The sequence below is a fragment of the Streptomyces sp. NPDC041108 genome (assembly GCF_055592645.1).
Window position 1 is genome coordinate 1 of record NZ_JBVIYK010000023.1, and the last position, 24,554, is coordinate 24,554.

Annotated in this window: 27 protein-coding genes, 1 pseudogene and 1 CRISPR repeat array; of the genes and pseudogenes, 9 read left to right on the plus strand and 19 right to left on the minus strand. The window is 70.7% G+C overall.

What is annotated here, in order from left to right; translation table 11 throughout:
* Positions 1-75 precede the first annotated feature (75 nt).
* Positions 76-336, minus strand: a pseudogene (locus ACZ6BB_RS37795) (hypothetical protein); the annotation flags it as partial.
* Here ACZ6BB_RS37795 and ACZ6BB_RS37800 point away from each other — a divergent pair.
* Positions 268-441: a hypothetical protein gene (locus ACZ6BB_RS37800; RefSeq protein WP_471619645.1), complete on the plus strand. Its 174-nt coding sequence runs from the start codon at positions 268-270 to the stop codon at positions 439-441. The pseudogene ACZ6BB_RS37795 and the gene ACZ6BB_RS37800 sit on opposite strands and share 69 nt — an antisense overlap.
* Before the next feature lie 40 nt (positions 442-481).
* Here the strand turns inward: ACZ6BB_RS37800 and ACZ6BB_RS37805 are convergent, their stop codons facing one another.
* Together ACZ6BB_RS37805 and ACZ6BB_RS37810 are read right to left on the minus strand one after the other, a co-directional pair.
* The gene (locus ACZ6BB_RS37805) at positions 482-1,264 is read right to left on the minus strand and encodes a hypothetical protein (protein ID WP_471619646.1); all 783 of its coding nucleotides are present in this window, start codon (positions 1,262-1,264) and stop codon (positions 482-484) included.
* Positions 1,265-1,325: 61 nt separating this feature from the next.
* Positions 1,326-1,817: a hypothetical protein gene (locus ACZ6BB_RS37810; protein ID WP_471619647.1), complete on the minus strand. Its 492-nt coding sequence runs from the start codon at positions 1,815-1,817 to the stop codon at positions 1,326-1,328.
* Between the two features lie 163 nt (positions 1,818-1,980).
* Here ACZ6BB_RS37810 and ACZ6BB_RS37815 point away from each other — a divergent pair, with 163 nt between their 5' ends.
* On the plus strand, positions 1,981-2,142 hold the full coding sequence (locus ACZ6BB_RS37815; RefSeq protein WP_169808276.1) for a hypothetical protein: 162 nt from the start codon (positions 1,981-1,983) through the stop codon (positions 2,140-2,142).
* On the opposite strand, the gene ACZ6BB_RS37820 is transcribed toward ACZ6BB_RS37815, so the two are convergent.
* The 12 genes from ACZ6BB_RS37820 to ACZ6BB_RS37875 form a co-directional block, all read right to left on the minus strand.
* The gene (locus tag ACZ6BB_RS37820; RefSeq protein ID WP_471619648.1) at positions 2,143-2,331 is read right to left on the minus strand and encodes a hypothetical protein; all 189 of its coding nucleotides are present in this window, start codon (positions 2,329-2,331) and stop codon (positions 2,143-2,145) included.
* An 85-nt stretch (positions 2,332-2,416) separates the two neighbouring features.
* A complete protein-coding gene (locus ACZ6BB_RS37825) occupies positions 2,417-4,555 on the minus strand; it encodes a chromosome segregation protein ParM (protein WP_471619649.1) in 2,139 nt (712 codons plus the stop codon).
* A gap of 84 nt (positions 4,556-4,639) precedes the next feature.
* Positions 4,640-5,056, minus strand: a complete 417-nt coding sequence (locus ACZ6BB_RS37830) for a conjugal transfer protein TraB (RefSeq protein ID WP_319656812.1) — start codon at positions 5,054-5,056, stop codon at positions 4,640-4,642.
* A 21-nt stretch (positions 5,057-5,077) separates the two neighbouring features.
* Positions 5,078-7,288, minus strand: coding sequence for an ATP/GTP-binding protein (locus ACZ6BB_RS37835; protein WP_471619650.1), 2,211 nt, complete (start codon positions 7,286-7,288; stop codon positions 5,078-5,080).
* Positions 7,289-7,417: 129 nt separating this feature from the next.
* Positions 7,418-7,726 (minus strand): hypothetical protein, encoded by a 309-nt coding sequence (locus ACZ6BB_RS37840; protein WP_471619651.1) that lies wholly within the window; start codon positions 7,724-7,726, stop codon positions 7,418-7,420.
* Positions 7,723-8,199: a hypothetical protein gene (locus ACZ6BB_RS37845; RefSeq protein WP_471619716.1), complete on the minus strand. Its 477-nt coding sequence runs from the start codon at positions 8,197-8,199 to the stop codon at positions 7,723-7,725. Before ACZ6BB_RS37845 ends, ACZ6BB_RS37840 begins: the two co-directional genes overlap by 4 nt.
* Before the next feature lie 257 nt (positions 8,200-8,456).
* Positions 8,457-10,625, minus strand: a complete 2,169-nt coding sequence (locus ACZ6BB_RS37850) for a DUF2637 domain-containing protein (protein ID WP_471619652.1) — start codon at positions 10,623-10,625, stop codon at positions 8,457-8,459.
* Positions 10,626-10,769: 144 nt separating this feature from the next.
* Positions 10,770-11,144, minus strand: coding sequence for a hypothetical protein (locus ACZ6BB_RS37855; RefSeq protein ID WP_471619653.1), 375 nt, complete (start codon positions 11,142-11,144; stop codon positions 10,770-10,772).
* 103 nt (positions 11,145-11,247) lie between these two features.
* Complete coding sequence (locus ACZ6BB_RS37860) at positions 11,248-11,439, minus strand: DUF5999 family protein (protein WP_471619717.1); 192 nt, start codon at positions 11,437-11,439, stop codon at positions 11,248-11,250.
* Positions 11,440-11,648: 209 nt separating this feature from the next.
* Positions 11,649-11,963 (minus strand): WhiB family transcriptional regulator, encoded by a 315-nt coding sequence (locus ACZ6BB_RS37865; protein ID WP_471619718.1) that lies wholly within the window; start codon positions 11,961-11,963, stop codon positions 11,649-11,651.
* An 89-nt stretch (positions 11,964-12,052) separates the two neighbouring features.
* Entirely contained in the window at positions 12,053-12,544 is a 492-nt protein-coding gene (locus tag ACZ6BB_RS37870) for an ATP-binding protein (protein WP_471619654.1), read from the minus strand.
* A 206-nt stretch (positions 12,545-12,750) separates the two neighbouring features.
* A complete protein-coding gene (locus tag ACZ6BB_RS37875; RefSeq protein ID WP_471619655.1) occupies positions 12,751-13,596 on the minus strand; it encodes a hypothetical protein in 846 nt (281 codons plus the stop codon).
* A 416-nt stretch (positions 13,597-14,012) separates the two neighbouring features.
* On the opposite strand from ACZ6BB_RS37875, the gene ACZ6BB_RS37880 reads away from it, so the two are divergent.
* The 3 genes from ACZ6BB_RS37880 to ACZ6BB_RS37890 all read left to right on the plus strand — a co-directional run bounded on the left by ACZ6BB_RS37880 (position 14,013) and on the right by ACZ6BB_RS37890 (position 16,553).
* Positions 14,013-14,765: a GntR family transcriptional regulator gene (locus ACZ6BB_RS37880; protein ID WP_471619656.1), complete on the plus strand. Its 753-nt coding sequence runs from the start codon at positions 14,013-14,015 to the stop codon at positions 14,763-14,765.
* Positions 14,766-14,973: 208 nt separating this feature from the next.
* A complete protein-coding gene (locus tag ACZ6BB_RS37885; RefSeq protein ID WP_471619657.1) occupies positions 14,974-15,987 on the plus strand; it encodes an AAA family ATPase in 1,014 nt (337 codons plus the stop codon).
* The gene (locus tag ACZ6BB_RS37890; RefSeq protein WP_471619658.1) at positions 15,984-16,553 is read left to right on the plus strand and encodes a phosphotransferase-like protein; all 570 of its coding nucleotides are present in this window, start codon (positions 15,984-15,986) and stop codon (positions 16,551-16,553) included. Before ACZ6BB_RS37885 ends, ACZ6BB_RS37890 begins: the two co-directional genes overlap by 4 nt.
* A gap of 7 nt (positions 16,554-16,560) precedes the next feature.
* Here the strand turns inward: ACZ6BB_RS37890 and ACZ6BB_RS37895 are convergent, their stop codons facing one another.
* Together ACZ6BB_RS37895 and ACZ6BB_RS37900 are read right to left on the minus strand one after the other, a co-directional pair.
* Complete coding sequence (locus ACZ6BB_RS37895) at positions 16,561-17,397, minus strand: DUF1932 domain-containing protein (RefSeq protein ID WP_471619659.1); 837 nt, start codon at positions 17,395-17,397, stop codon at positions 16,561-16,563.
* A gap of 4 nt (positions 17,398-17,401) precedes the next feature.
* Positions 17,402-18,061, minus strand: a complete 660-nt coding sequence (locus ACZ6BB_RS37900) for an HAD family hydrolase (RefSeq protein ID WP_471619660.1) — start codon at positions 18,059-18,061, stop codon at positions 17,402-17,404.
* Between the two features lie 11 nt (positions 18,062-18,072).
* Here ACZ6BB_RS37900 and ACZ6BB_RS37905 point away from each other — a divergent pair, with 11 nt between their 5' ends.
* Positions 18,073-18,462 (plus strand): helix-turn-helix domain-containing protein, encoded by a 390-nt coding sequence (locus ACZ6BB_RS37905; protein WP_471619661.1) that lies wholly within the window; start codon positions 18,073-18,075, stop codon positions 18,460-18,462.
* A 903-nt stretch (positions 18,463-19,365) separates the two neighbouring features.
* Here ACZ6BB_RS37905 and ACZ6BB_RS37910 read toward each other — a convergent pair.
* The gene (locus ACZ6BB_RS37910) at positions 19,366-19,659 is read right to left on the minus strand and encodes a hypothetical protein (RefSeq protein ID WP_471619662.1); all 294 of its coding nucleotides are present in this window, start codon (positions 19,657-19,659) and stop codon (positions 19,366-19,368) included.
* Between the two features lie 637 nt (positions 19,660-20,296).
* On the opposite strand from ACZ6BB_RS37910, the gene ACZ6BB_RS37915 reads away from it, so the two are divergent.
* The 3 genes from ACZ6BB_RS37915 to ACZ6BB_RS37925 are packed head-to-tail and all read left to right on the plus strand — an operon-like array spanning position 20,297 to position 21,857.
* Positions 20,297-21,034: a hypothetical protein gene (locus tag ACZ6BB_RS37915; protein ID WP_471619663.1), complete on the plus strand. Its 738-nt coding sequence runs from the start codon at positions 20,297-20,299 to the stop codon at positions 21,032-21,034.
* Positions 21,034-21,588: a DciA family protein gene (locus ACZ6BB_RS37920; RefSeq protein WP_471619664.1), complete on the plus strand. Its 555-nt coding sequence runs from the start codon at positions 21,034-21,036 to the stop codon at positions 21,586-21,588. The genes ACZ6BB_RS37915 and ACZ6BB_RS37920 overlap by 1 nt, the downstream gene beginning before the upstream one ends.
* Positions 21,589-21,644: 56 nt before the next feature.
* Entirely contained in the window at positions 21,645-21,857 is a 213-nt protein-coding gene (locus tag ACZ6BB_RS37925) for a hypothetical protein (protein WP_471619665.1), read from the plus strand.
* A 460-nt stretch (positions 21,858-22,317) separates the two neighbouring features.
* Here the strand turns inward: ACZ6BB_RS37925 and ACZ6BB_RS37930 are convergent, their stop codons facing one another.
* A complete protein-coding gene (locus tag ACZ6BB_RS37930; RefSeq protein WP_471619666.1) occupies positions 22,318-22,512 on the minus strand; it encodes a hypothetical protein in 195 nt (64 codons plus the stop codon).
* Between the two features lie 536 nt (positions 22,513-23,048).
* Positions 23,049-23,748: a CRISPR direct-repeat array (repeat unit 29 nt; unit sequence GGGACCATCCCCGCGGGTGCGGGGAGCAC).
* Positions 23,749-24,554 lie beyond the last annotated feature (806 nt).

Sequence of the window (24,554 nt, forward strand, 5' to 3'; positions counted from 1 at the left end):
CATCCAGCGCCACCCGGAACTCATCGACGGCTGCCTCACCGAAACCGGCCTGACCCTCAACCCCGGCACCCGAAGCTAATCCGACAAGGTCAGTAGCTGCTGACGAAGTTCCTCGATTTCGGCCTTCTGGTTGGCGATGGTCTTCTTCAGCTTGGTGACGGTTTCCCGGAGTCGTTTCTCGGGTTCCGGGACCTGTTGGGTCTCTTTGCGGACACGTTCGTAGAACTCGTTCTTCAGATCGGCGTGCCGCTTGAGGAGGGCCATGCGGTGGACGTCGGCTTCCGCGGCGAGGGCGACAACGGTGAGGCTGCCGTTGGAGGCGGTGGCCTGTCCGGCGAAGTCGTCGGGCGGACAGCGCTGCGCCCCGCCGACGTCGTGCTGGTGTCGGCGGGGCGCAGCGGGTGGTGCGTGCGGCCGGGCGGCCTGTCCGGTCCTCGCTGACCCCGGGGCGGGGTGGGCGAGGGCCAGGCAGAGCGTCAGGTCAGCGCTGGAGCTGGTGGATGTTGTCGGGACCGAGGTCGTCGCCCGCCAGGGTGGGGGCGGGGATCGTGGCGTGCAGGTGGAGCGCGGGGTTGAACTGGTACTGCGGCGGGTGGTTGTGGACTATGGGCCGAAGCGTCAGCCCACGCAGGGCGAACATGCTGGCCAGCGCCCACATGAGTGCGGCAAGCCCGGTAGCGGCGGCGCGGCCCCCGGCCGGGGCGGTGGACCAGATCATCGCGAGACTGCCGATCCCGAACAGCAGCCAGGCGATGCGGGCTCCGGCGTTACCGAAGAACCCGCCGACCAGACCGAGCAGGCCGGTCAGCCGCCAGAACACGTACAGGGCGGCCGGGGAGACGGCCAGGTGCGCGGCCTGGTCGGCGAGGAAGACCCGGATGGGGTGGTCGACTGTGCCCCACAGTCCGCTGCCGTCAATGGCGCTGGTGGCCGGGACGTCGGACAGGCCCTTGAGCGTGGCGGAGGCGATGTCGCCGGCGGCGTCCAGCATCATGACGATGAGGCTGAGACCGCCGAACAGTGCGGTCGCCTTGATCCAGTTGGCCACCTCGTGTCGGCTGGCGTGCCGGGCCTGGAAGACCTCCTCCCACCGCTGGTAGAGGAAGCCGCCTTCCTCCCAGGACGCCTTCCATGCGGCGCGCAGCCCGGCGAAGCGCTTCGGGCGGGGCCAGTCCTTCGCGTCGGGCGGCGGGGGCGTCTGGTTGAGCACGTCGAGGAAGGACGGGGTCTCCTGGCCGTTGACCGGCTTGTCGTTGCTGGGCATGGCGTAGCTACTCCTTCGGCGAAGGGATCGGTGAACGGGTGGTGGGGCTGGCCGGAGCCGGTCAGCGGATCTCGTTGCGGGTGCGGGCGAAGAACGCCCCGCGCGTGGTGCTGTTGTTGTGGATCTCGGTTTGGTGGGTGACCGGACCCTCGAAGACGTTCTTGGTGACGGCCGCGCGGGCCTTGCTGATCGCGCCGCCGATGGCGGTGGCGACCATCGCGATGCCCGCGAACGGCAGGGTGACCATCAGGACGCCGTTCAACGTGACCGAGGACAGGCCCTGGAGCACAAGCCAGGCACCGCAGCCGATGCCGGTGACCCCGGCGCCCACGCCGATGGAGGCCACCGCGATCCCGGCCGCCCAGGCCGGGACGATCCGGTGGTCCTCCTGCTTCACGGGCGGGGTGATGCCGAAGGCCGGCGGCTCGGTGTCGTCGCGGAACGAGGTGGGGTGGTGGCGTACGGGCTTGCTCGCCCAGTCGTCGATCAGGCGGCAGGCTTCGGCCGCGGCCTCGGACTCGGGCATGCCGTGCTGGGTGTTCAGGGGGTCCATCGGGGTTCTCCGATCACGCGGGAAGGTGAGCGCCCTCCTGGCCGTGGTGGCCGGGGGCGCTCTTCGCCGTTGCGCAGCAGGTGAGTTGAGGCTGGCGGGTGGGTAGTCACCGCACCTGCGCCCCGGGCACCCTCGATCCAACAGGCGCGGGGAAGGGAATCTGGTGGAGTTCGTCTTCGATTGCGGATGGTGCGGGGGCGACAACTACTTCGTGGGCAAGCAGGTCGGCTTCTGGGTCGACAAGTGGGAGATCCCCTCGGAGTGGGACTGCCGCTTCTGCGAGGGCCTCAACTACACGCCCGATCCGCCGTGGACCGAGGCTTAGTCAGAGGCTTGAGAGCAGTCCGGCGAGCGAGGCGAGGCCGCTGTTGATGACGGGGGCCAGGCCGGTGGCGGCGAGGGTGAAGCCGAACAGCGTGCAGGCCAGCATGGAGCCGACGCGGACGTAGCCGCCCTTGAGCAGGACGAACACGATGATGCCCAGCAGCACTGCGGCGGAGATGGAAAGGGCCACGGCGGGTGGTCCTCCTTCGCGAGGGTCGGGTGGGGCCGGCCGCGCTCGGGCAGGCCGGCCCCGGGATGGATGGGGTGGGGAGCGGTCAGGCGTTGTTGAGGCTCTTGATGGCCTCCAGCGCCTGGCGGGGTGAGGTGACCTGCTCGGAGCGGCTGCCGGAGCCGGAGCTGCGCTTGCCGCCGCCGCCCTTGCCGCCTCCTCCGCCGCGGCGACGGCGGCCGCCCTCGTCGTCGTCCTCGTCGGGCTCGGGCCAGAACTCGCCGGGCCGCACGGGCTCGTTCCAGTCGAACCACAGGCCGCGCTTCTCCAGCTCGCTGATCTCGTGGTCGGTGAGCCGGTTGACCTCGCCGGGGAACAGCTCGGAGAGGTCGGTGTCGAAGTCCGCGTACAGCGACCGCATGAGCACGGCGCGGCCGTTGTCGAGGACGATGACCGCGACGCCGCCCGTGCTGACGCCGTTCTCCGGGTCGGCCTCGCCGCGCATGGCCCGCTCGATCGCGGAGCCTTCGCTGCGGGAGTAGCGGGCCGGGATGGTCGGCACGTCGTAGGCGTTCTCCATGGTGCCCTCCGCCGCCTTGCGGGTGGCGCCGGGCGAACCCATGTTGAAGATGACCGGCCTCGAGTTCTGGCGCAGGTTGTCCTTCATCTCGGTGGAGAACCCGTTGTGCGCGAACGGCGACTGGCCCGCAGGGTTGAAGCCGATGCCGTACTTCAGCCCGGTGACCGTGAGGTCGTCGCCGTCCGTCTGGATGAACTCGCCGAAGTCCCCGTCCTGCGCCGCGGTCATGAACTCATCCGCGTACACGTTCAGCTGCCGGTAGGGGCAGCGTGTATCGCCGGGCTTGTAGTCGTGCGGCTCGCCGTCGTGCGGCCAGGGCATCTCCGCCCTGATCTCGCACAGCGCCTTCGCCGCCCGCAGCTGCCGCGCCATCCACAGCGCGTTCGATCCCTGCCGGTCGATGTACCGGCCGAGCACGGTGGTCTTCTCGTCCTTGCGGACGGTGGACAGCCACACCACCTGCCCGTCCAGCGACTGGGCGGCCATGTTGATCGCGAAATACTGCGTCTTCCCGGAGCGGGACACGCCCAGGATGAGCCCGTGGGCTGCGGCGTTCTTGTCGTGCTGGTACACCATGCTCTTCACCGGCTGGCCGGTGATGGTGAACCCGCACACGTACATGCCCTTGGCGTCCGGGGTGAGCAGCTCGCGGGTGGCGGGGAAGATCGCGCTGAGCGGCGGGGTGTCGAACGCGCTGATCAGGAACTCAGCCCCGTCGATGAGGACGAACACGCAGGAGTCGTCCTCCGGCAAGCCCAGCGCGCGGCAGACCTTGGCAAGGTCGATGCGCGGGGTCTCGGTGGAGTCGGCCATCTTCGCCCGGTAGAAGGTCACCCCGCGCATCTCCTCGCGGGTCTTGTGGACCAGCTCGGAGCCGGGGGCGCCGCCCTTGGGACCTGCGACCCGGTCCGTCCAGCGCTCCTGCGCGGTCGGCTTGGTGCGGCGGCGGGCGTTGGCGTCGGGGGTGATACGGGCCTCCATCCAGCCGGGCCCGCCCTGGCGGCCGGGCTGGATGGCGACCTCCGCCAGGACAACGTCGCTGGAGTGCACGCCGAACGGCGCGGCGACCGCGGCCTCCGACAGGCCGGTGATCGGCCGTCCGGTCTCCGAGGCGCGCAGCAGGATCGTCATGTCGTGCCGATGACCGTCGTGCCGGGTGGCCTTGACGATGTGGGTGCGGCCGGGCATCCCGGCCTGCTCCCACAGCACCCGGGCGTCGCGGGTGAGCAGGTCGGCTCCGTCGTCCGGCTGCGCCACCGGCTCCTCGAGGACTTCGGCGGGCGCCGGCTGCGGGGCCGGGGCGGCGAGGGCGGGGCGGTGGCGGCGTCGGGTGTGGCGGGAGAACGGCATCACCAGGTAGCCGGCCGCCGCCCATCCGGCGGCGAGCAGGGCGTCCAGCCAGTACGGGCCGAAGCCGGGCGTGTGCCCGGCCGCGACGTCGACGGCGGCGGCCAGAACCAGCGGGGACCAGCGCAGAATCTTGCGTCCGGCGCCGGGCTCATCGCTCTTGGCCGCGAGGAAGATGCCGCCGATCCCGGCGGCGCCGGCCAGCTGCACGACGGAGCTGACGGGACTGTCGGGGTACATGTTCGGGGCCACGGCCAGCACGGGCGCGGCGAGGGTGTAGGCGAGGCGTTCGAGCGCGACACTGCGCGGCGTGGTCACCGGTGTCTCCTTCGGGAACGGGCACGGGCGGCCCCGCAGGTAGCGGGGCCGCCCGTGGCGGGGTGGTGGGGGAGTGGAGCGGGGTCAGCGGTTGAAGAACCCGGGCCTGGGCGTCTTCTCGCGCCGACCCGAGCGGATGTCGTCCAGCGCGCCGTACAGCTTCGAGTGGGTGCCCTTGGCCTGGTAGGTCTGGTCGGCGATCTCCTCCGCGGTGGCACCGAGGTTCTTCACCTCGACGGCGGCGCCGCCCAGGGCGACGGCCACCTCGTTGGTGACCGCCACGAACTTCGGGTCCAGGTCCGCGTTCTCGATGTCGCCGGCCACGCCCTCGGTGTGGGTGGCGTTGGCCTTCATGTCGCGCAGCAGTCCATCGAGTTCGAGGACGGCGTCGTCCATCGCCTTGCCGAGCTTGTCCAGCTTTGCCTGGACGGCCTTGTACCGGTTGTCGTCGTCGGCCACGACGGGCGCCGTGCTGCTGCGGGGCGCGAGATCGCTGCTCATCAGCGGGTTTCCTCCAAGGCTTTAGTCGTGGTGGGCGGCGGCCGACGTGTGCTTGAGGCCCGCGTCTTCCTTGGCGGCCATGTCCTGGCCGTAGATCCGGGCGACCATGACGGCGGCGAGCTTGGCGGCCTCCTTGGCGATGCCGCACTGCTCGGCACACCGCTGAGCCAGGATCTTCATGCGTCCCGCGGCATCGGCCAGGTCCGTGATCTGGTCGGTGACGCGGGTGTCGATGTTGTGGTCGTCGACCAGGTCGGCCGCCATGTCCCGCAGGGCGTCGGCGACTTTGCCGAGGGCCTCCGCGATGGCTTCGGCGCGCTCCTGGTGGGAGGCGGCCTTGATGGCGATGTTCGCCATCTCCATCAGGTACTGGTCGAACGTGATGTCCGTTCGATGCTGGACACCGAGGCCGCTCTGCCCGGACGGCCTGCTGACTTGCGAGCTGCTCACGCTGCTCCCTTCCGTGCTGGTGGGCCGGCTGGTGCCGGGCCGTTCGGTGTGCTTCTCCGGCGCGGGCGGCAGGCCTTTGGCGCCGGTGGTCACGGCCGCGGGCTTGTCGGGGACGATGTCCGCGTCGACGATGTCGTCCCCGCCCTTGTCGGCGGACTTCGGCGGGCAGGTCTCGTGCTCGGGCCACTCCACCGTCGGAGTGGGATCGTCCGCGCCGAACGGGCTGTCCGCCGACCTCTCGCGCCGCCCGGTCCGGCGACTGCCTCGAGTACGGCCAGCGCCTCGGGTGCGGCGGCGCCGCCGTCCGGCCCGGCCGGTGCCGGCGGTACGACGACGCCGAAACCGGCGGCGCTTCTTCTTCGAGCCGTCAGACGGCTCGTCACCAGCCTTGGAAGCCTTGCCCGGCTCATCGGACGCGGCACGGTCCTTTCCGGCGCTGGAGGCGCCGTCAGGGCCGTCCTTGGCGGTCTTGTCACCCTTGCCGTCGGCGGCCTTGTCCTTGTCCTCCTTGGTCAGGCTCACCTTCTCCGTGGCGGCCTTGCCGTCCTTCTCGGCCTTGGCGGCCTCCGCGTCTGCGCGGCGCTTGTCCCAGCGGCGCTGGACTTCCTCGCCGACGGCCTTGCCGAAGGTCGTGCGGCCCGGCTCGGACAGCGCTGCAGCTTCCCGCTTCGCCTTCCGTGCCGCGTCCCGCTCCTGCCGCTTCGCGCGGCGGTCCTCCCAGGCCTGCTGCCGCTGAGCGCGGGCCTGGTCCCGGTTCTTGGTCCGGTCGGCGACACCGGCGGCGTGACCGGCGGTGCGCCGCTCCTGCCGCCCGGCCTGCCGGGTGCCGGCGCGCTCCTGGCGGCCGCGGGCCCGCTCGGCACGGGCGTTGGAGGCTGGGCCGTGCTGGCCCCGGCCGCCGTCACCCTTCGAGCCGCCGCTGCCGCTCCGGTGGGAGCTGCCAGAGCCCGCCTGAGGGCCTTTCGGGCCCCCGGCGGGACCGCCGCGCCCGGAGCCGGGTGTTCGGCTGCCAGAGGAGCGGTCAGGGCCCTTCGTGCCGCCCTTGCCGCCACCGCTGCCCCCGGACGATCCAGGGCCAGAACGCCCGCCGGGGCTACTGGAGTTGGAGCCGCGCGAGGACCCGGGCCGGTTCGCTCCCGAGCCGGAGTTGCTGCGGGACGGCCCCGTGCCGCCCCCTCCGCCGCGCGAGCCGCCTCCGCCGCCGGCCTTCGAGCGGCCCTTGTCCGCCCCCAGGCCGGAGCCGGAGCCGGACGACTTCATGCGGTCGGCGTCCGCCTTTCCGCGTGCCGCCGCCTTGTCGCCCTTCGCTTTCATCATCGCGGCGTGGAGTTTTCCGTTCTGCTCCATCATCGCGACTTCCTGCGCGGTGCGGCCCTCCAGCAGCGCGGCCTTCCGCGCTATTTCAGCCTCACGGAAAGGTGCTTCACCCTCGTGAAGCGCCCGCGCCCTTTCCAGCCGGAATTCCAGCCAGTCACCGAGACGGTCAGCGAGAGAACGAGGCTGCTCGTATTCGCCTTCCTCGTATTCGCCGTCATCTTCACCGGTTTCCGGTGCCGTAATTCCTTCCGAACGCAGCGCCGTCGCCGGGTCCGGAGCGGCCGGAATCGGCGGCAATTCCATTGTCGTCTCTTCCGGGCTCTCCGGGGGAGCCTCCGGAATGTCTTCCGGCGGCGGAATGGTGTCGATGAAATCCGGGATCGGCGGCAGCTCGTACGAGGAATCACCGCTCCAGGGGCCATGGACCAGGGTTCCGCCGCCGGTCTCGTCGGACTCGTCGGACACGGTGCACCTCCCTCCAGGGGGACTTGACAGACAGTGGGGTCTCGTGTGCACGCGCGTGCACGTGCACGTGTGCACGCTTTACGCGCGCGAGGCCCCGCCGGAGCCCGGCGGGGCCTTCGTGGGTGACGGTCAGTTACGCGGGCCGTGCTGCTTCAGGACGGTGTCCGCGTACTGCATGAAGTGGTCGAACAGCCGAGGGTCGCCCGCCTGCCGCTTCTCCAGGACCAGCTTGAAGAGGCGGCAGACCAGCGTGAATCCGGTGATGACGTCGCCGCGACCGGCTTTGACTTCCTTGGCGATTTCGGACCGAGTAAGGCGGAGCCAGAATTCCATCCGGCCAATTTCCCCGCGACTCTCGATCGCCTTGCGCTCTTCTTCCTTCAGCCAGCCGTTCCGCCCTTGAATGGAGCGTTCGACGCTGGTGAGGGGGCGCGTCACGCCGACTCCCTGTTACCCATGTCGTAAATCGACGTGGGACCACCATAGCCGAGATTCTGGCTCTGTGCACCATGCTGCGGAGGATTCGGCGCGGCCTGGAGCGGCTGCGGGTTCTTCTTGCGCTGCCTTTCCAGCTCCTTTTCCTTTCGCTTTCGGGCGGTATTTGCGACCGCCTCATCGTGGGCGCGGCGCTTGTAGGCGCCCTTTTCGAGGCCCTTGGTGACGGCCTCGACGTTCTTCAGGACGTCCTTGAAGGCCTTTTCCACGGGCTGGGCGCGCAGCCAGGCGTCGTAGAACCGGTCGCCCTCGACGTGGGAGCCGCGGCAGTGGACGCGGACCTCCTCGGCGAGGGTCTCCAGGTTCTTGCCGATGTCCAGCAGGACCCGCTGAACGTCGGCCAGGTACCGGGCGGTCGCCTCCGGGTTCTGCGCCACATCGCGCAGGGGGGAGTAGTTCGGGTCGTTGCTGTTCATGCGAGAAGACCTCCAGGTCTCGGGGTTGGGGAGGGGAGAAATCCGTGGTCCCCGAGGCTGTTGCGCGGGGTGGGAGTCGTAGTCGGTACGAACCTCGCCCGCAACGCGCTCCGAGTAGGGCGCGGTGCGGGCGAGCGGCCTGCCGGCCGTGGCCGTCACCGGTCCGCGCTCGGTGGGCGAGCGCGGGCCGGTGGCGACCATGAGCGGCAGGGGTTCCGCCAAGGGGGTGAGCGCGTCGGCGCTCACCGGGCGCTCACCTACGCGCCCGGGGCGACCTCTTCGACCTGAGCGCGCAGGCGCTGCGCGGTCGGGCGGGAGACCGGAGTGTCGGACAGGCCCGCGTCGGTGAGCGCGTCGCGGATCTCGGTCCACTCGGGACGACGCCCGAGCTCGGTGTAGAGCAGACGGATCCGTGCGTGGCGGCGCTCGGTAAGCGCCTCCGTCTCGCTGCGCGTACGAGCGTTCTCCGCTCGCTGAGCGTCCGTCTCCTCTGTGGTGCGCCCACGCTCGTGAGCGCCAGGGGTGAGCGCCGGGCGCTCACGCTCGCCGCGAACCTCCCCGGCGGTGAGCGCGCTCACGTCGGGGTGAGCGTGCTCGGTTTCTTCCGCGCGCTCGGTGGTGTGAGCGTCCTCGGGGGTGAGCGTGTCGGCGAGCGTGGCGGGCACTGTGTCGAGCTTGAGCGCCATCCGCTGGTTCAACGGGGCCTTCCAGCGCCACAGCCAGCCGTACTTTTCCTTGAGCTGCGCTCGCAGGTAGGTCTGCTCCTGGAGGCGGGTGAGCGCCTCCTCGTAGGAGGTGATCTCCCACAGGATCATCCGGCGGCGCAGCCGGGCGGTGGGGATCGGGGCGAGGATCCAGCGGGAGCGGCGCACCGTCTCCATCCGCTTCTTGCCGGTGACCGCGCCGATCCGCGTGGCGTACACGTGGGAGGCGATCTCCGAGAAGACGACCCACAGCAGGGTGAGGGCGGCGTGCCCCAGACGCCCCGAGGTGCTGTCCGAGGCGTTCCAGTTGAGGTAGACGGTCACGGCCGTCAGCGCGCGGGGCACCCAGCGGATCCAGCGCAGCTCCATGCCCATGCGGATCAGGACCAGGTTGGCGCCGGTGAAGGCGGGGATGGCGACGTCGATGCCGACGGGGAGCAGCCACGGCCACTCCCAGCCCCACCCGGCGGCCTTGGTCTCCAGCGCGGTGTAGGAGGAGAGCAGACCAAGGGTGGAGACGACCGCGGCCGCCAGCACGATCCCGACGACCAGTACCAGCTCCTGGCCGGACAGCGGCGGAACGCCGCCAGCGGGACGGGCGTCGTTGCGGGCCTTGCGCCGGGCGGCGCGCGACTCGGTCCGGATCTCCCGGCGGCGGGCCCGCTGCACGGTGCGCTGCGTCGCCGCCTCCATGACCCGGTCCGCTTCGGCTCGGGCCTGAGCGGCGGCGGCCTGGTCGGCCGTGGCCTTCGCCGCTGCCTCCCGGGCCGTCTTCGCGTCCGTCTCCGCCTGTTCGCGCAGCCGGGCGACGTCCCTTTCGGCGGCGGCCCGCAGCTCCTCAGCGGTGGACCGGGCGTCGGCCAGGGCGCGGTCGGCGTCGGCACGGAGGCCGGCGGCCACCTTCTCGGCACCGGCCCGCACCTGCACGGCCTGGCCGTCAGCGCTCTCACGCATCCGGTCGGCCTCGCCCCGCGCCCGCTCCAGCACCTGTTCGGCGTCGGTGGCGGCGCGAGTGCGGGTCTCCGCCGCGGTGCGCTCCGCACCGGCCAGCAGCTCGGTACGCACGCTCTCCGCGTCGGCGAGGGTCTTCGCGGCGGCCTGCGCGGCCTCGGCCTGGACCTGCTCCGCCTGCGCGGCCGCCGTGGTGGTGACCTCCTGCGCCTGGCGGCGCGCGTCGGCGAGCAGCTGCTCGACAGCCGCCTTGGCGTCGGTGAGGACCTGGTCGGCCTCACCGGCCGCCGACGTCGTGACGGTGTCGGCCTCGCGACGCGCGTCGGCGAGCAGCTGCTCCGCCGTAGCTTCGGCGGCCGCCCGACGCTGGTCGGCGTCGGCGACCGCCGTTGCGGCGGCCTCCGTGCGGACCCTGTCGGCCTCCTTCATCGCGTCAGCGATGATCTGCGCCTGCTCAGCGTTGACCGCCTCGGTGAACGAGGCGGCCTCCGTACGGGCGCCTTCCATCAGTTCGTCGGCGAGCACCTGGCCGTCGGTGAGGATGCGGGCCGCGTCGTCGGCGGCCAGGTCCCGGAGGTCGGCGGCGCGGTCGGCGGCGTCGGCCAGGACCGGGTCGGCCTCCGGGTACACCACCGGAGCGGTGTTCTCGGGTGCGGTGGCCTGGGCGGGGATGGAGGCCGGCGGCGTCGGAGCCTTGGCGCGCCCGTTGGCGCGGGGCTTCGCGGCCGGGGCGGCCTGGCGCCTGCGGCGGGTGGCGGTCTTGGGTGCCACGGTGGTGTCCTCTCTTACGTTCCGGCGCCTCGTGCAAGAGGTCACCGCGGTCGGCATCGGGTAGGTAGGGTCGGGACCAGGCCCTCCGGGACCCCGGCAGCTCAAATGCCGGGGACTCGGAGGGCCGTCTGCGTGAGCAGGTGGTCAGCGCCGGGCAGGCAGCGTGCTGCTGTCCTGCCCGAGGTGTCGGCGCAGCCAGGCGACGGCGGCCGGGGTCATCGCCCCGGTGTCCGGCTCGCTCAGCGGCGCGGTATCGATGTCGTGCATCGCGTCCGTCGCCGGAAGCGGCCGCATGTAGTCGGGGTCGATCCCGGCGCGGGCCCGGTTGCCGCTCAGCTCCGTCAGGTCGTAGAGGACCTTGCCGGTGTCGGCGTGCTGCCAGGACCGCTCCACCCGGCCGACGAACGTGTGGCCGGGCTTGCCGAGCCAGAACCGTTCGACGTCGCGAAACAGGACCATGTCGCCCTTGGTGTAGGTGGTCGTCGGCCGGACATCCTGCGTCTGCGGCTGCTGCGCCATGTGCTCTCCTCGTATCGCGTGGTCCGGACTGCCCGGCTCCCTGTCACCGCTCGGCCCGGCCGCCAAGAGGTTCAGCGACCGGTGCGAGCGGATGGGGCAGCCGTCAGGCCGTGGCGGCGAGGGGCCGGCGCGGGGCGATGATCTGGCCGTCGGGGAGCAGCTCCCCGGTGTCCTCGAAGAGAAGGACGGCGTTGCACAACAGGCTCCAGCCCTGCTCCGGGTACGCGGCCACGACGTGCGCCGCCTCCCGGTCCGGGCTGTCGGCCGTCGGACACTTCGGGGTGTGTGTGCACAGCGACGTCGGCAACCGGGTGGAACCGGCGGCGGTCGTCGCGGTGTCGAGCTGGGTGCTGCTGCGCATGAGCTCTCCTGCGGGGATGCGGGCCCGAGACTCTCTCGGGCTGGAGGCGTGCGAAAGGCCGGCCGCCCGTAGCGTGGGCGGCCGTTCGGTGGCGGTGCTGCAGGGCGGGCAGGGAGTTGCCCACCGATCCCGTCCGGCGGGAGTCAGGCGGAGGCGGCCGCGGCGCGCTCGCGGGCGGCGCGGCGCTTGAGGGAGCGGCGCTCCTTCTCGGACAGCCCGCCCCACACGCCCGCGTCCTCGCCCCGCTCCAGCGCGCCCTGGAGGCAGCTCTCGATCAGGGGGCAGCGGCGGCAGACGGCCTTGGCCTCCTCGATCTGGAGCAGCGCCGGGCCGGTGTCGCCGATCGGGAAGAACAGCTCGGGGTCCTCTTCGACGCAGGCCGGACGGGGCCGCTCCGGTGCGTCGGTGGAGACGGGCGCGTAAGCGTGGCTACGGACGACGGCGACGGACACTCGCATCTTCATGTGGGCCTCCCAGAAGGTCCGTGTACGAGGCAGCCCCGGGGCGGTATCCCCGGGGCTGCCTCATGGGTTGGCGTCGGGCTGAACTACCTGGCGTCGATGCGGCAGCGGATCTGCTTGCCGACCGGAGAGGACACGACGTCCCAGCCGGGCGCCAGCATGTCCAGCAGGCCCAGGCCGCGCCCGGACTCCGCGGTCTCGCTGTCCATCGCCACCACGCTGCGGCGAGGCAGCAGATCGGCGGCGGGGTCGTGCACGTTCACCTGGACGCTGCGCCCGGTGACGTACACCTCTACGACCAGCGGCACGTGATCACCGCAGGCCCGCTTCGCGTTGCCGAGCAGCTCGGAGACGAGCCACTCAGCGGTGTCGGCGGTCGCCTGGCCGGCCCCGTACGCCACCGGCACCGAGGCGGTCAGACCGCGCACCGTGCTGAAGGCGACCTCGGAGGCCGTGATGTGGGCGACGAACCCGCCAGCGCGGTGCTGGACGTACAGGCCGGGGACGCAGGCCGGAAGCGCCGGCCGCTGCGAACGGCGCTGGTCGTCCATACGGGCCCGGCGCAACATGTCGTCCATGTCCGGGCTGCTGTCTGCCCGTGCACCAGGAGGCGCGGCAGATGTCATGATGGGACTCAAGGTTTTTCCTCTCACGGAGTAACCTGCTGACGGCCCTGGGGCGGAATCCCGGGGTCGTCTCCGTTTTGGCTGTTCGTACGAGCAGCCACGGCCCCGGCCGCCCCTCGTGTGGGGCGGCCGGGGCCGTGGTCGTTCGTCGTGCAGTCCTACCGGGTGAGCTGCTCTTCCTGTGTCGCCAGGAGAGTGATCGCGCTCATCAGGTCGGCGCGTTCCCAGTTGGTGAGCTGCGGGGCGTCGGCCTTGCGCGGGTTGAGCGTCCGGATCAGCGCGGCCAAGGTGTCACGGACTCGCCGGAGGTCGGCGTCGGCGACCGACTCCGAGACGTTCTGCCACTGCTGCTCGTGCAGCAGGCGCAGGCCCCACGCGCGGCGGTCGTTCCAGTCCTCGCGGTCCATCTGTGCCTTGCGGCGAGCGGGGGCGAGGCGCTTGGTGTGCGCGGCGAGCTGGGCGAGGCGGCGGCCGTCCGTGCACCGGGAGGTCAGGTCGGCGGCGCGCAGGATGTTGCCCTTGTCGTCCTTGATGGAGCAGGTGGAGCAGCCGCGGACGTGGGCTTCGTCCAACTTGCGGGCCGTCTTGTCGTCGACGGTGCCGCCGACGATCTGCATGACGGCGGGGGCCGCACCGGCCTTCGGCTTGCGGATCACGCGGGTGGAGCGTCGGCCGGCGGTCTGGGTGAGGCCCTCTTCCAGCCGCTGGAACCACTGGTCGACGGTGAGGTTGATGGTGACCAGGCGGTGGCTGCCGGGGCAGCGGATCGGGTCGTCGGTGCCGGCCTTCTCCGTGTGGTGGGGGACCAGCTTGGGCCGCGAGCTGTGCGGCGCGTTGATCGGCACCCAGGTGCGGCAGGTGGGGCAGACCAGCGTGGAGTACGCGAGGTCGACTTCATGCGGCTTGAGGCTGGAGACGACCAGCGGGGGGAGCGTGCTGATGGCGCGGGACCGGGCTCGGCGCGGACGCTTCTGAGCGGTGAGATCGCGGGTTCGCGTAGGCATGAGGGCTCCTTCTACGAAGTGGCAGGAGTGCATCGCAGGTGCTCTCTCCGCCCTCCAGGCCGCACGGCGAACCGGCGTCCTGAAGGACAGACAACGCATCAGCGCTGCGGGGTGGTACTCGCCGCAGATCATGGGCGGAGGAGTTAGAGGTGCCTCGGGCTCCGGCCACCGAGGTGGCTAGGGCTTTGGACTCCGGCCACCGAGGTGGCGATCTGCTGCGATGGTGCTCTCGCGTCCTCAGCGAGCTGAGGACTACTCCGGCCGCCCCGAGGGGCGGACAACTACTGCGGTCTTGCGGTCACGGAAAGCGCTTAGCGCCGTTCGCAGACACCACGATGAAGTCTTCTAGAAGAGATGTCAAGGTCTTCTAGAATGTGGTTGACTGGTCGACACAAGCCGAGCCGAGAGGAGCCGCCATGCCAACTCCGGCCCCGAAGCCGCCAAAGTGGCGACAGATCGCGGATGAGATCGCGAGAAAAATCGAGAACGGTGACTACGGCCCTGGCGATCGACTCCCGTCGGTCCAAGCCCTTGTCTCCGAAGGCAAGGGAGCCACAGCGACGGTCCATCGCGCCTACCAAGCCCTGGAGGCGGAAGGGCTGATTCGCACGACACAGGGCAGCGGCACCACCGTGCTGGGCCCCAGCGACATCCCGCCGTCGATCCTCACGGGCGCCGCACGTTTGGAGCGCCTTCGTCGTACCGGCAGGCCACTGGCCCCCCGGGAGACCTATGTGAACTCTCGCTCCGTCCTTCGCTCGTGCGCCGATGCCGAGGTTGCGAACCTTCTCGGGATCGACCTGTACGACGAGATTGTGCTTAGGAGCCGAACCTTCATACAGGACGGCAAAACCACGGTCTTGGCTCTGAACATGATTCACATGCGGGCCTTGGTGCCCCTGCCGGAACTGCTTGATGAGGGACCGATGCCGAAATTCCGGCACGATCTCTACACTGAGCGCACCGGCAAGACGATCACCGCAGGCCCGGAGCAGAGCACGGCACGGCTGGCCTCCAACAACGAACTTGATGAGTTCGGCATTGACATGCCGCCGGATGTGCCTGTCCCGGTTCTCGTTTTGCGGACCTTCTACTCCGACGACGAAGGCCCGCTGGAGGTTTGGGAGGACATTCTCCGACCCGGTGTGTGGCATGGAGGCCGCTCCTGACCTTCGGTAAATAGCCACTGATCTGCCCCCTCCAAAACCCTTCGCTGTGTGGGGGCCATCACACCGGCTGCAACTTTCGTGCAACATCACAAAGGCCTGTCGAAGCCCGTACGCACTTTCATTCACGGGTTTTCAACATCTGCATACACACGGGTTCTGCGGGCCGAGCCCTAGGCTCACGGCCATGTCGATCACGGAGGGTCAAAGGGTGGGGAAGCAGCGAGCGGGTTGGCGGCCGGACAAGCTGCGGGAGCAGCGGGAGGCCCACGGCCTGACCCTGGAGAAGGCCGGCGAGCGCCTTCGACAGGTTGCCGAGCAGGCCAAGCTGAAGGGCATCCCGGCCGCGAATCCTCAGACCCTGTGGCAGCACGAGCAGGGTGAGGTCTACCCGGGCCCGCACTACCGGCGCGCCTACTGCCTCCTCTACCGGGCGACGGAGCCGGACTTGGGCTTCCGCAACGCGCTGCCGGGTGAGGAAACCTCCTTCAAGCTCACGCCGATGGACGACCGCCTCAACGGCGCACACGTCCTGGCTGTTGAGCGGGCCATCCACCGCATCGGGCCTGGCAGTGACGACGCCGATCACTTCGCCCTGCAGCAGCGGATCATTGACGCGTGGAAGCGCCGGCACACCGGCGGTGACCCGAACCGCCCCGTCCTGATCCTGGTCGGGGGATACGCCGGGAGCGGCAAGACCGAGTTGGCGAGGTTCTTCGTCCAGCTCACCGGTTGGCCGCTGCTCGATAAGGACCCGCTCACCCGGCCGCTGGTGGAACGGCTCCTGGTCGCGTTGGGCGGTGACCCGAACGACCGGCACACCGAGCTCTACCGGGAGCAGGTCCGGTCGGTGGAGTACGACTGCCTGATGCAGTCGGCCATGGCCAACGTCAGGTGCGGGATCAGCACCGTGCTCTCTGCTCCGTTCATTGCGGAGTTGACCGACGCGGCCTGGATGCAGCGCCTGACTAACCGGGCCGCGTCCATGGGTGTCGACGTCTTCCCGGTGTGGGTCAGCTGCGATGAGGAGTCGATGCGGGAGTACATCACTTTCCGCTCCGCTGCCCGGGACGCGTGGAAGCTCCAGCGCTGGGACGAGTACATGGCCACGATCGACCTGGACCTGCGCCCGGCAGTCCCGCATCTGGTCGTCGACAACCGGCTGGGGACCGCAGTAAGCCTCGCGGACCAGGCCCGGCAGGCGATGGGGGCGATGTACGCATGACCGGACGTCAGGGCGTGGTCCTGTACGGACCACCAGCGTCGGGCAAGGACACCGTCACCACGGCGCTCACGGAGTTGAGTCCCCGGTATGCCCAGTTCGCTCGGCTCAAGGTCGGGACGGGTAAGTCGGTCGGCTACCGGATGGGCACAGTGGAGCAGCTGGGCGAACTGGAGGCCGCGGGCTCCGTCGTCTACGCGAACAGCCGCTACGGCAACACGTATGTCATTGACGCGCCTGGCCTGGACGCGGCGTTCGAGGCCGGGGTGCCCGTGGTGCACCTTGGACAGGTCGACGGCATCCGCGCCGTAGTCGACGGCTACCCGGCCGACTGGTCGCTGGTGCTGCTGTGGTGCCCGCGCGAGACCACTGAGCAGCGGTCAGCGGGGCGTGGCGACAGCGACACCGCGGTGCGCCTGGCGGTGTGGGACGCGACCCGCGAGGACCTGGACACGCACCCTGACCTGGCCTGGGACTTGACCGTGGACACCTCGGCGTTGGCGCCGCCGGACGCGGCGCGGCTCATCGACCAGCTGCTGGCGCAGCGGACGGGAGCGGCGACGGCATGAGCGCGGGCTACGGCTGGGCGAGGTGGTCCAAGGCGTCGGTGAGCGTGAGCTCGCTGTCCTTGGCGTCGTTCCACCGTGCCAGCGTGGACGCGGCCGCGCGAAGCATCTCCGGCGGGAGGCCGGCGGCCTCGAGGGCGTCGGCGGCTTCCTCCAGCTCCGGGCCCCAGCGCCATGCACGCGCGGCGGTCTTGGCGACGTACTCCGGTTCCGCGAGGTACGAGTCGGCGCGCCGGGAGGCGACCTCGATGAGCTCCTGGTCTACGCCGTGCTCGCGCGCCATGCCGACTGCGAGCGCCACCAGCACCCGGCTGGTCTTCTGGAACGAGGCGTACGCCAGCTTCAGCGCGGATGCCTTCCCGATCTCCGTGCCCAGCACCGCCGTTCGGACGGCGGTGCCCGCGAACAGCGTCTCGATGCTCTCGGTCGCGTCGGCCGGGCCGGACAGGTACAGGGTCGGCGTCTTGCCGCCGACCGGTGGGGAGCCGACGACACCACCGTCCACGACAGTCGCGTCGGGTTCGAGCAGTCCGGCGATCCGCTGCCCGCGCGTGGGATTGATGGCGTTCGCTTCCACGTACACCCCGGCGAAGCGGTGCGCGGCGACGTCGGAGGCCAGATCCTCAGCAGCGGCCGGTGGGCAAAGGCTGATGACGATGTCGCAGCGCTCCACCAGTTCGGCGAGCGTGGCCACGGCCGTCAGTCCGAACTGGGCGGCGCGCGCCGTGGACGCGGTGCTGCGTCCGGCTTCGCACCACAGGACTTCGGCCGCGTTGGTCGCGGCGCAGGAGGCGACGGCGGCTCCCATGCTGCCGGGGTGGAGGATGCCGACGGTCGGCTGGTCCACGGTGCTACTCCGTCTCTGCGAGCAGGATCGTGATGGCGTCGGTGACGTCGTCGACGACGTGGTGCGCGGCGGGGAGTCCGTCGGGCCAGGATCGGCCGCGCAGCCAGATGGTGCGCAGGCCGGCTTGGTGGCCGCCGCCGATGTCTCCGGCCGGGTTATCGCCGACCATCCAGCCGCCGTCCGCGAGGCTGACGCCGCACCGGGTGGCCCCGAGTTCGAAGAGGCGCCGGTCTGGCTTGCGGATCTCCAGGTCGCCCGAGGCGGCGACTCCGTCGACCAGGGAGGCGAGGCCGGTCCCGGCGAGTTTGGCGCGCTGGATGTCGCCAGCCCCGTTGGTGATGACGCCGATCGTCCATGCGGCCGCGCGCAGGCGGGCCAGGCCCTCAAGGACCTCGGGACGGCAGGTGACGGCGGCCGCCATGAGGTCGACGTACTCCTGCCACAGGTCCGCGGCCGACACCTCCAGACCGAAGGCTTCCCGCAGCCGGGCGAAGTCGCCGGCGGTCGCACGGTCGGCCAGCTCGGTGCGCAGCCACTGTTCGGCATCTGGGGAGAGCGCGCGGGAGCAACACAGTCGAGTCAACACGCCGCTGAGCGCCGACTGCCGGTCGGCGAGCGTGCCGTCCAGATCGAAAAACGCGAGGCGGGCCACGTGCACGGACACTATCGGGCATCGTGCGGCGCGCGGCTCACGGTGATGTCCGCTCCCGGACGGAGATCGCGTCGTGTATCTTTCAGGGAACCATCGATCTTGAAAGGCTCGCCGTGACCGACCCGGACCGCTTGAAGCGGGTCGACGCCCTCCTGGACGACCTCCTGCCGCCGCCAGCTGTGCGCGCGAAGTTGCGCCTCGCGGCCGGCCTCACGCAGCAGGAAGTCGCGGAGGCCGTGGGCGTGAAGCGTCTGGCCGTGGCTCGTTGGGAGCTGGGGCAGACCCACCCCCGACGTCCACACCGCGCTGTCTACATGCACCTGCTCAACCGACTTGCGGAGCGGTACCCCGAAGCCGCGAAGCCGGATGAGGGCAGGCCGACGCCGGCCTCGGAATCAAGGGGGTCGGGGTGACGTAGCCGCCACCGGCCGCGCGCGCCAGAAGAGCGGACTGACAATCCACTCGGCCTCGCGCGGCCCGTCTTGCCGACCATCGGGTCGGCCGCCCAGTCCCCGGTTGGCGCCGGTTCTGGGCTCCAGCTCATCGAGCTGGGTCTTCATCTCAGTTGCAACACCCCGCCTTGGCAGGCGGGCACCCGGTCCGCTTTGGCAAGCGGGCCACCCCTGGCTCTCCAGGAGCCCCTTTGGCAGGGGGCCTCTGTTGAGCCACCAGCGTCACCCCGGGTTCCGGCGGCTTTGGCAGGCCGTCGGGCTCGGGGCTCCGTCCGTACAGAGCGCTCGACCGTGGTCGGGTCCCTTGGCAGGGACCTGGTCGCGGTCGGGGCGATCCATATGAAGGTTGGTGTCCCCACATAGTGCACGAGATCCGTGTCCCCTGTCAGCTCGGCCATGTCCGTTTCAGCCGGATTCGAGCCCTCCGTGCTTCCCGTGTGACGGGATTCGCTGCCCCCATTTGCCCTATTCACGGTGTTAGTCACGAAGATTCTTTGGGTTGGAGTGTCACACCGACCCCGGTCCGGCACACCTATACCGAGAAGGGGACCCCTGTCCTCCTGGTGGCACCGACCGCCGCGGTGCTCCGGAGTTCCGTCCCGTGGGGCGGGACGCGATCTGAAGTTCCTGCCTGCCGGGCGGGAGGGATCGGGGGTCTCGCCAGTTTCTGGCCTCTGTCCACAGGCGGTCCGCGCAAGGCTGCCGGGATGATCGTTCGCGCCTGCCTGCTGATGCCCCCGCACAACTCTGTCGCGGCGGTGGGTCGATGAGCGCCGTGGCGGCACCGGCCGCTGCCGTGGACGCGACCGCGCCGGTTCGGCGGCAGCGGGTGCGGGTGCCGATGCGGCTGGTGTCCTCGCCGCGTTACCAGGACGTGGCGCTGTCGGTGTACGTGAAGGTGAAGGCGCTGGGGCTGCGGCCCGAGGGGTGCCAGGCGAAGTCGTCGACGATCGCCTCGTATCTGGGGCTGTCGACGGCGTCGGTGGAGCGGGGGATGACCCAGCTGCGCCGTCCGGGCCCGGACGGTGTGGTGGAGCTGTTCTCCGAGCGTCGGACGCTGCCGGGCGGCACGGGCACGTCGGCGGTGCGGACGGTGCGGGCGATGACTCGCACGGAGGCGTTCGTGTGGCTGCCGGTGGCGGCCTCGGAGGACCTCACGCCCCGGCAACTGCGCGCGTTCGCTCTGATCTCGCATGGGCAGGCGCGGGGTATCGCGCTGACGGAGGCTGAGCTGGCGGCCGGCCTGCGGCACCACTCGGGCAAGAAGGAGGGTCAGCCGCTGTCGGTGACGGCGGCGTCGGCGGTCGTGGACGAGGTGGAGGCAGCGCGCTGGGTGACGGTGCAGCGGCGTGCGGGGGCGCAGGGGCGTCACCGCTACATCGCGCACGACATCGCTCCCGAGGCCCGTCCGAGTGGTGGCTGCGCGGCGGTCGCTGAGGCTGCCGAGGCAGATGTGACCAGTGGTGCGCAGGAGTCGGCTAGTTCCCTGGTTGGTGAGGGATCGGGTTCGCCGGTTGGTGAGGGATCCCTCGCGAATGAGGAATCACCTAGGACTGACTCACCGGATGACGAGCGCGCGTTCTTCTCATCCGCCGTAGGCGAGGTACCGGTAGTTGAGGCCGCTTGGGCTGTGGAAAACTCGGCTGACGCGGCTGCGCGTACGGAAGCCAGCGGTGGTCTCGCGCTTCGCGCGGGTGGAAACAGCCAGCCCTCCCCCTCGAAGCCGGAAACCGAAAAGCGCAGCAGCAGGGGCGGGGGGTCGGCGCGGTCGTCGTACGACGGACCGCAGTTGGCCATGAGCCCGCAGATCTACGCCGTGCTGGAGCCGGTGCACCTGCTGCTGGAGCGGGTGACCAGCGACTTCGTCGTCCGGCAGATCGCCCGTGAGGTAGGCCGCCAGCTGCGCGAGGGCACGGATGCCGAGCGCCTGCACCACCGGCTGACCGCGCGGTTCGCCAAGGTGCTGCTCTCGGAGGTCCGCGACCCGGGCCGGTGGCTGCTCGGGGTGGCCCTGCCGCGCTGGGGCTGCGGCTACCAGGACTGCGAGGCCGGTGTGCTGTGGTCGACGGGCAAGGACTGCGAGGTGTGTGCCGAGATCGTCCAGGACAAGGCCGCCGCCCGGCGGCGTGCCCAGCGCATCGAGCAGGGCCTGTGCCCCGAGCATGGCACCCGTCCCGGCCCGGGCGGCCGGTGCGCCGACTGCGTGCTGGACGACGCGGCCCGCAACCCGGCTCCGGTCCCGGCGCAGCGCGCGCCGGAGGGTCCGCCGCGCGGTTCCTGCGGGGACTGTGGCGCCCGGATCGTCATCGTCGGCCGCGCCCTCGAGGACGGCCTGTGCAAGCTCTGCCGCGAGGAGGCCGCCGCGCTGGGCGCCGCCTTCGTGCCCGCACCGTCTGCTGCCCCCGCCGTACCGGCTGGGCAGAAGACCTGCTCGGGCCGGGGCGGAAACGTGCGGTGCAGGCGGAAGCCCCTGCCGTCCCGCAGCGTCTGCGGTGTCCACCGCGTCCAGGAGCTGGCCGGGGAGGTCGCGTGATGACCGAGACCCCGCAGCCCAGTGGCATCGACCTGGCCCGCGTCGCACTGCGCGCCGCCAAGGTGGCGGCGCAGAAGAACGGCGGCGGCCGTACGGTGCAGCCGAAGCCGCGTACGACCCGGGTGGTCCGGCGCCACGGGCGCGAGCCGATGGAGCTCGGTGCCGCGATCGGCGCGCTGGTGACCGAGCGGGCCTGGGAGCTCCCCGCCGCCGGCGCCACGCTGCGCCAGCGGTGGGCGGCCATCGCCCCCGAACTCGCCGGGCACGACACGGCCGTGGGGTACGACGCCGACTCCGGCCAGCTCACCGTGTGCCCGGAGTCGTCGGCCTGGGCGGCCAAGACGCGCCTGGAGCAGACCCGCATCGTCGACGCCGCCAACAAGGCAGCGGGCCGGATAGTCGTTCGCGCCTTGCGGATCTTGGCGCCCGGCTCCCGTCCCTGCGCCCGAGCCGGACGACACCGCACCGACCGGCCCGGACGCACCGACCGGCCCGGCCAAGACCAGAGAGGCCGCGTGCGACGGCTACCACCGCGCCCTCGCCGCGCACCGTGAGACCGCGCAGCCGTCCCGGCTGGATCCCGGAATCGGCGGAGCGGCAGAACCGTGCGATGCGCAAGCACAGCCGCTTAGCGTTCCCCGACCCCGAGACGGTGCCGGACGATGCGCCCACCCCGATCGAGGCAACCCGCGCGCAGCGCCGCCGCCAGGCCGCGGCGACCGAGCCCGCCGCGCTGCGCCGGGCCCGACAAGAGCGCGCCGTCCGGGCGTCCGGTACGGCGACCGCCGCCCCTGAGTCGGCTGCACTGCGGACCACAGCCTGAGCTAACTCACAGATCAGCACCCCCTGTTACTGGTGGGGGAGCAGGATTTCGGGCTGCGGCCGGGCGCCGAGAACGGGGGACCATCCCCGCGGGCGCGGGGAGCACGGCTGGTCATCGGCCTGCAGAGCGTCGTCGTAGGGACCATCCCCGCGGGTGCGGGGAGCACGGCTGGTCATCGGCCTGCAGAGCGTCGTCGTAGGGACCATCCCCGCGGGTGCGGGGAGCACGGCGAACGTGATCGGTGCGCCCTGTCGCTGGAGGGACCATCCCTGCGGGTGCGGGGGAGCAGACTCTCTCACCTGCGAGTTTGCGTCACGCAGGTGTGGTTCGCAGGCACTTTCACCGAATTAGACATATCACCCATCTCGACGGCGGCCGAACGCTATCCCTCTGACGGCTGATCACGGGGACGATCGGTGCACCTAAACTTCGTCCCTGGTCACCTGCACCACTTCTGTCTTCAGCCGCGGAAGACGTCTTCCATCTCCCATAAAGTAGAACTGATCTTGCCGACGCCTTCCCCTGTGCTCAGTACGGCATGAGTCAAAGCCAACAGGGCATAAGCCGTCGCACGTTGTCCAGGATCAGTTACCTGAGCCAGTTCCTCATCTGCCAAGTGGGCGTAATTTCGGGCCTCACTGCTGTGGTCAGCCACGAATCCTCCTCGTCGTTGCCTCGACAGTACGACCGGCCACCGACAAGCCAGCACGGCCAACACCGAGCTACCCCGCAGCCGCAGGAATGACTCGACCTCGACGCGCCGGTGCGTACAACGCAGCACCCCGGCGAGCCGCGCGTGCGGGGACGACGAGAGGGACTGTCTTCCTCTGCATCGCAGGGACCACCACACTCACCAGACGAGCACACGGCCCAGCCCAAGGATGCCGAGAGGGGGAGCATCCCCGCTCGCGCGGGGAGCACTCGGTGGGCGAGATACTCATGGGAACGTTCGAGGGACCATCCCTGCGGGCGCGGGGAGCACCAGTCCAGGGGCTCGTCGTTGAAGACGGTCCGGGGACCATCCCTGCGGTCGCGGGGAGCACACCCACCCCGTCAAGCCTCTGGACGACATGCTGGGACCATCCCGGCGCGGGGAGCACCGAACGGCCGTCGTCGTCCACCACCGGCCCGAGGGGACCATCCCCACGGCGCGGGAAGCATGTAAATCGTAAGAAGTTGGCTTCCCGTTCTGGAGCCATCCCCGCTCGTGCGGGGAGCAGCCGGACAACCCCGAGGACCGTCCCGCCGACGAGGGGCCATCCCCGCTCGTGCGGGGAGCACGGCGCACGACGCGCCGCCCGGTGGGCCTACTCGGGACCATCCCCGCGGGTGCGGGCAGCACTCGGACAGGCCGTAAGCCATACCGGCGGGGTGGGGACCATCCCCGCGGGTGCGGGGAGCACGATTGCGCAGGTGGGCGGTCTTTTCGCCTGGTGGGACCATCCCCGCGGATGCGGGGAGCACCGTCAGGCCGTGTGGTGGGTGGCGCAGGCGGTGGGACCATCCCCGCGGGTGCGGGGAGCACGAGGTCTGGCGCTTCCACGACACCCTCGGTGAGGGACCATCCCCGCGGGTGCGGGGAGCACCCGGCGGCTAAGTAGACGCGTTCTTGGGTGAGGGGACCATCCCCGCGGGTGCGGGGAGCACATCGGGCAGCTCGCCACCCCCGGCTCGGCGCCGGGACCATCCCCGCGGGTGCGGGGAGCACGTCCACTACTGGCCTCCAAGCCGGTGTTGGGCGGGACCATCCCCGCGGGTGCGGGGAGCACGACGTGGTCGTAGGCCCCGTAGTTCGCCCACAGGGACCATCCCCGCGGGTGCGGGGAGCACACGCTGGATTCGATCTCGCCCATGGCGGCCCCGGGACCATCCCCGCGGGTGCGGGGAGCACACTCGGCGACCTGCAGCTTTATGGCTGCTGGGCGTCGTTCGACGGTACTTTCACCGATTCCATCATTCCGCCTAGAGGGCTGCAAACCGTCAGGAAGCGGGTTCCAGTTTGGGGCTGACCGGACATCCCGCGTCGGCGGACCTGGCGTTGCGTGGTGCTGGGCCGGTTTGGCCGCGATCGTGTTCGATTTTCCCAAGGAGGCGTCGCTGCGGTTTATCTGACTGTATGTATCTGCCATGGCATGTGGCGGGGAGCGGCAGCTCTGAGTTGGGGGATCGGCTCACGGGTCCCGTGAGGTCTATTTGGACGGCATGACCGGGATGGTGAGGGCTGGTTGCCGTTGTGGCGGCACATGGAGGACAGCGCCGCGGTGGCGGGGCTGGGTGGGACCGGTGGCTGCCTGCGAATGTGAGGGCGCTGATTTCCGGAGTGTTGTCGGGCGGCGAGGGGCATGCAGCGGGGACATACATCCGGGTCCGGGGACCATCTCGGCGGGTGCAAGGAGCCGTCCAGATTGCGAGCGTGACCCTCGTAGCGTTAGGGACCATCCCCGCTCGCGGGGAGCAGTCCGCGATCAGCCTGATCGGGTTCGCCCTCGCGGATCAACCCTGCGGGTGCAGGGAGCACGTCAGGCAGTCGGCCGCGAGCTGGAGCGCCTGGGGGCCATCCCCGCAGGGTGGGAAGCAGCGCGGCATGCGGTCGGGGGCGGGGTCGTGCACGGAACCATCCCCGCGGGCGCGGGGAGCACAGCTTCATCCCCGCCTGCCAGCCCGCCCTACCGGGTCGAGTCCGAGGTCGAAGGAGTG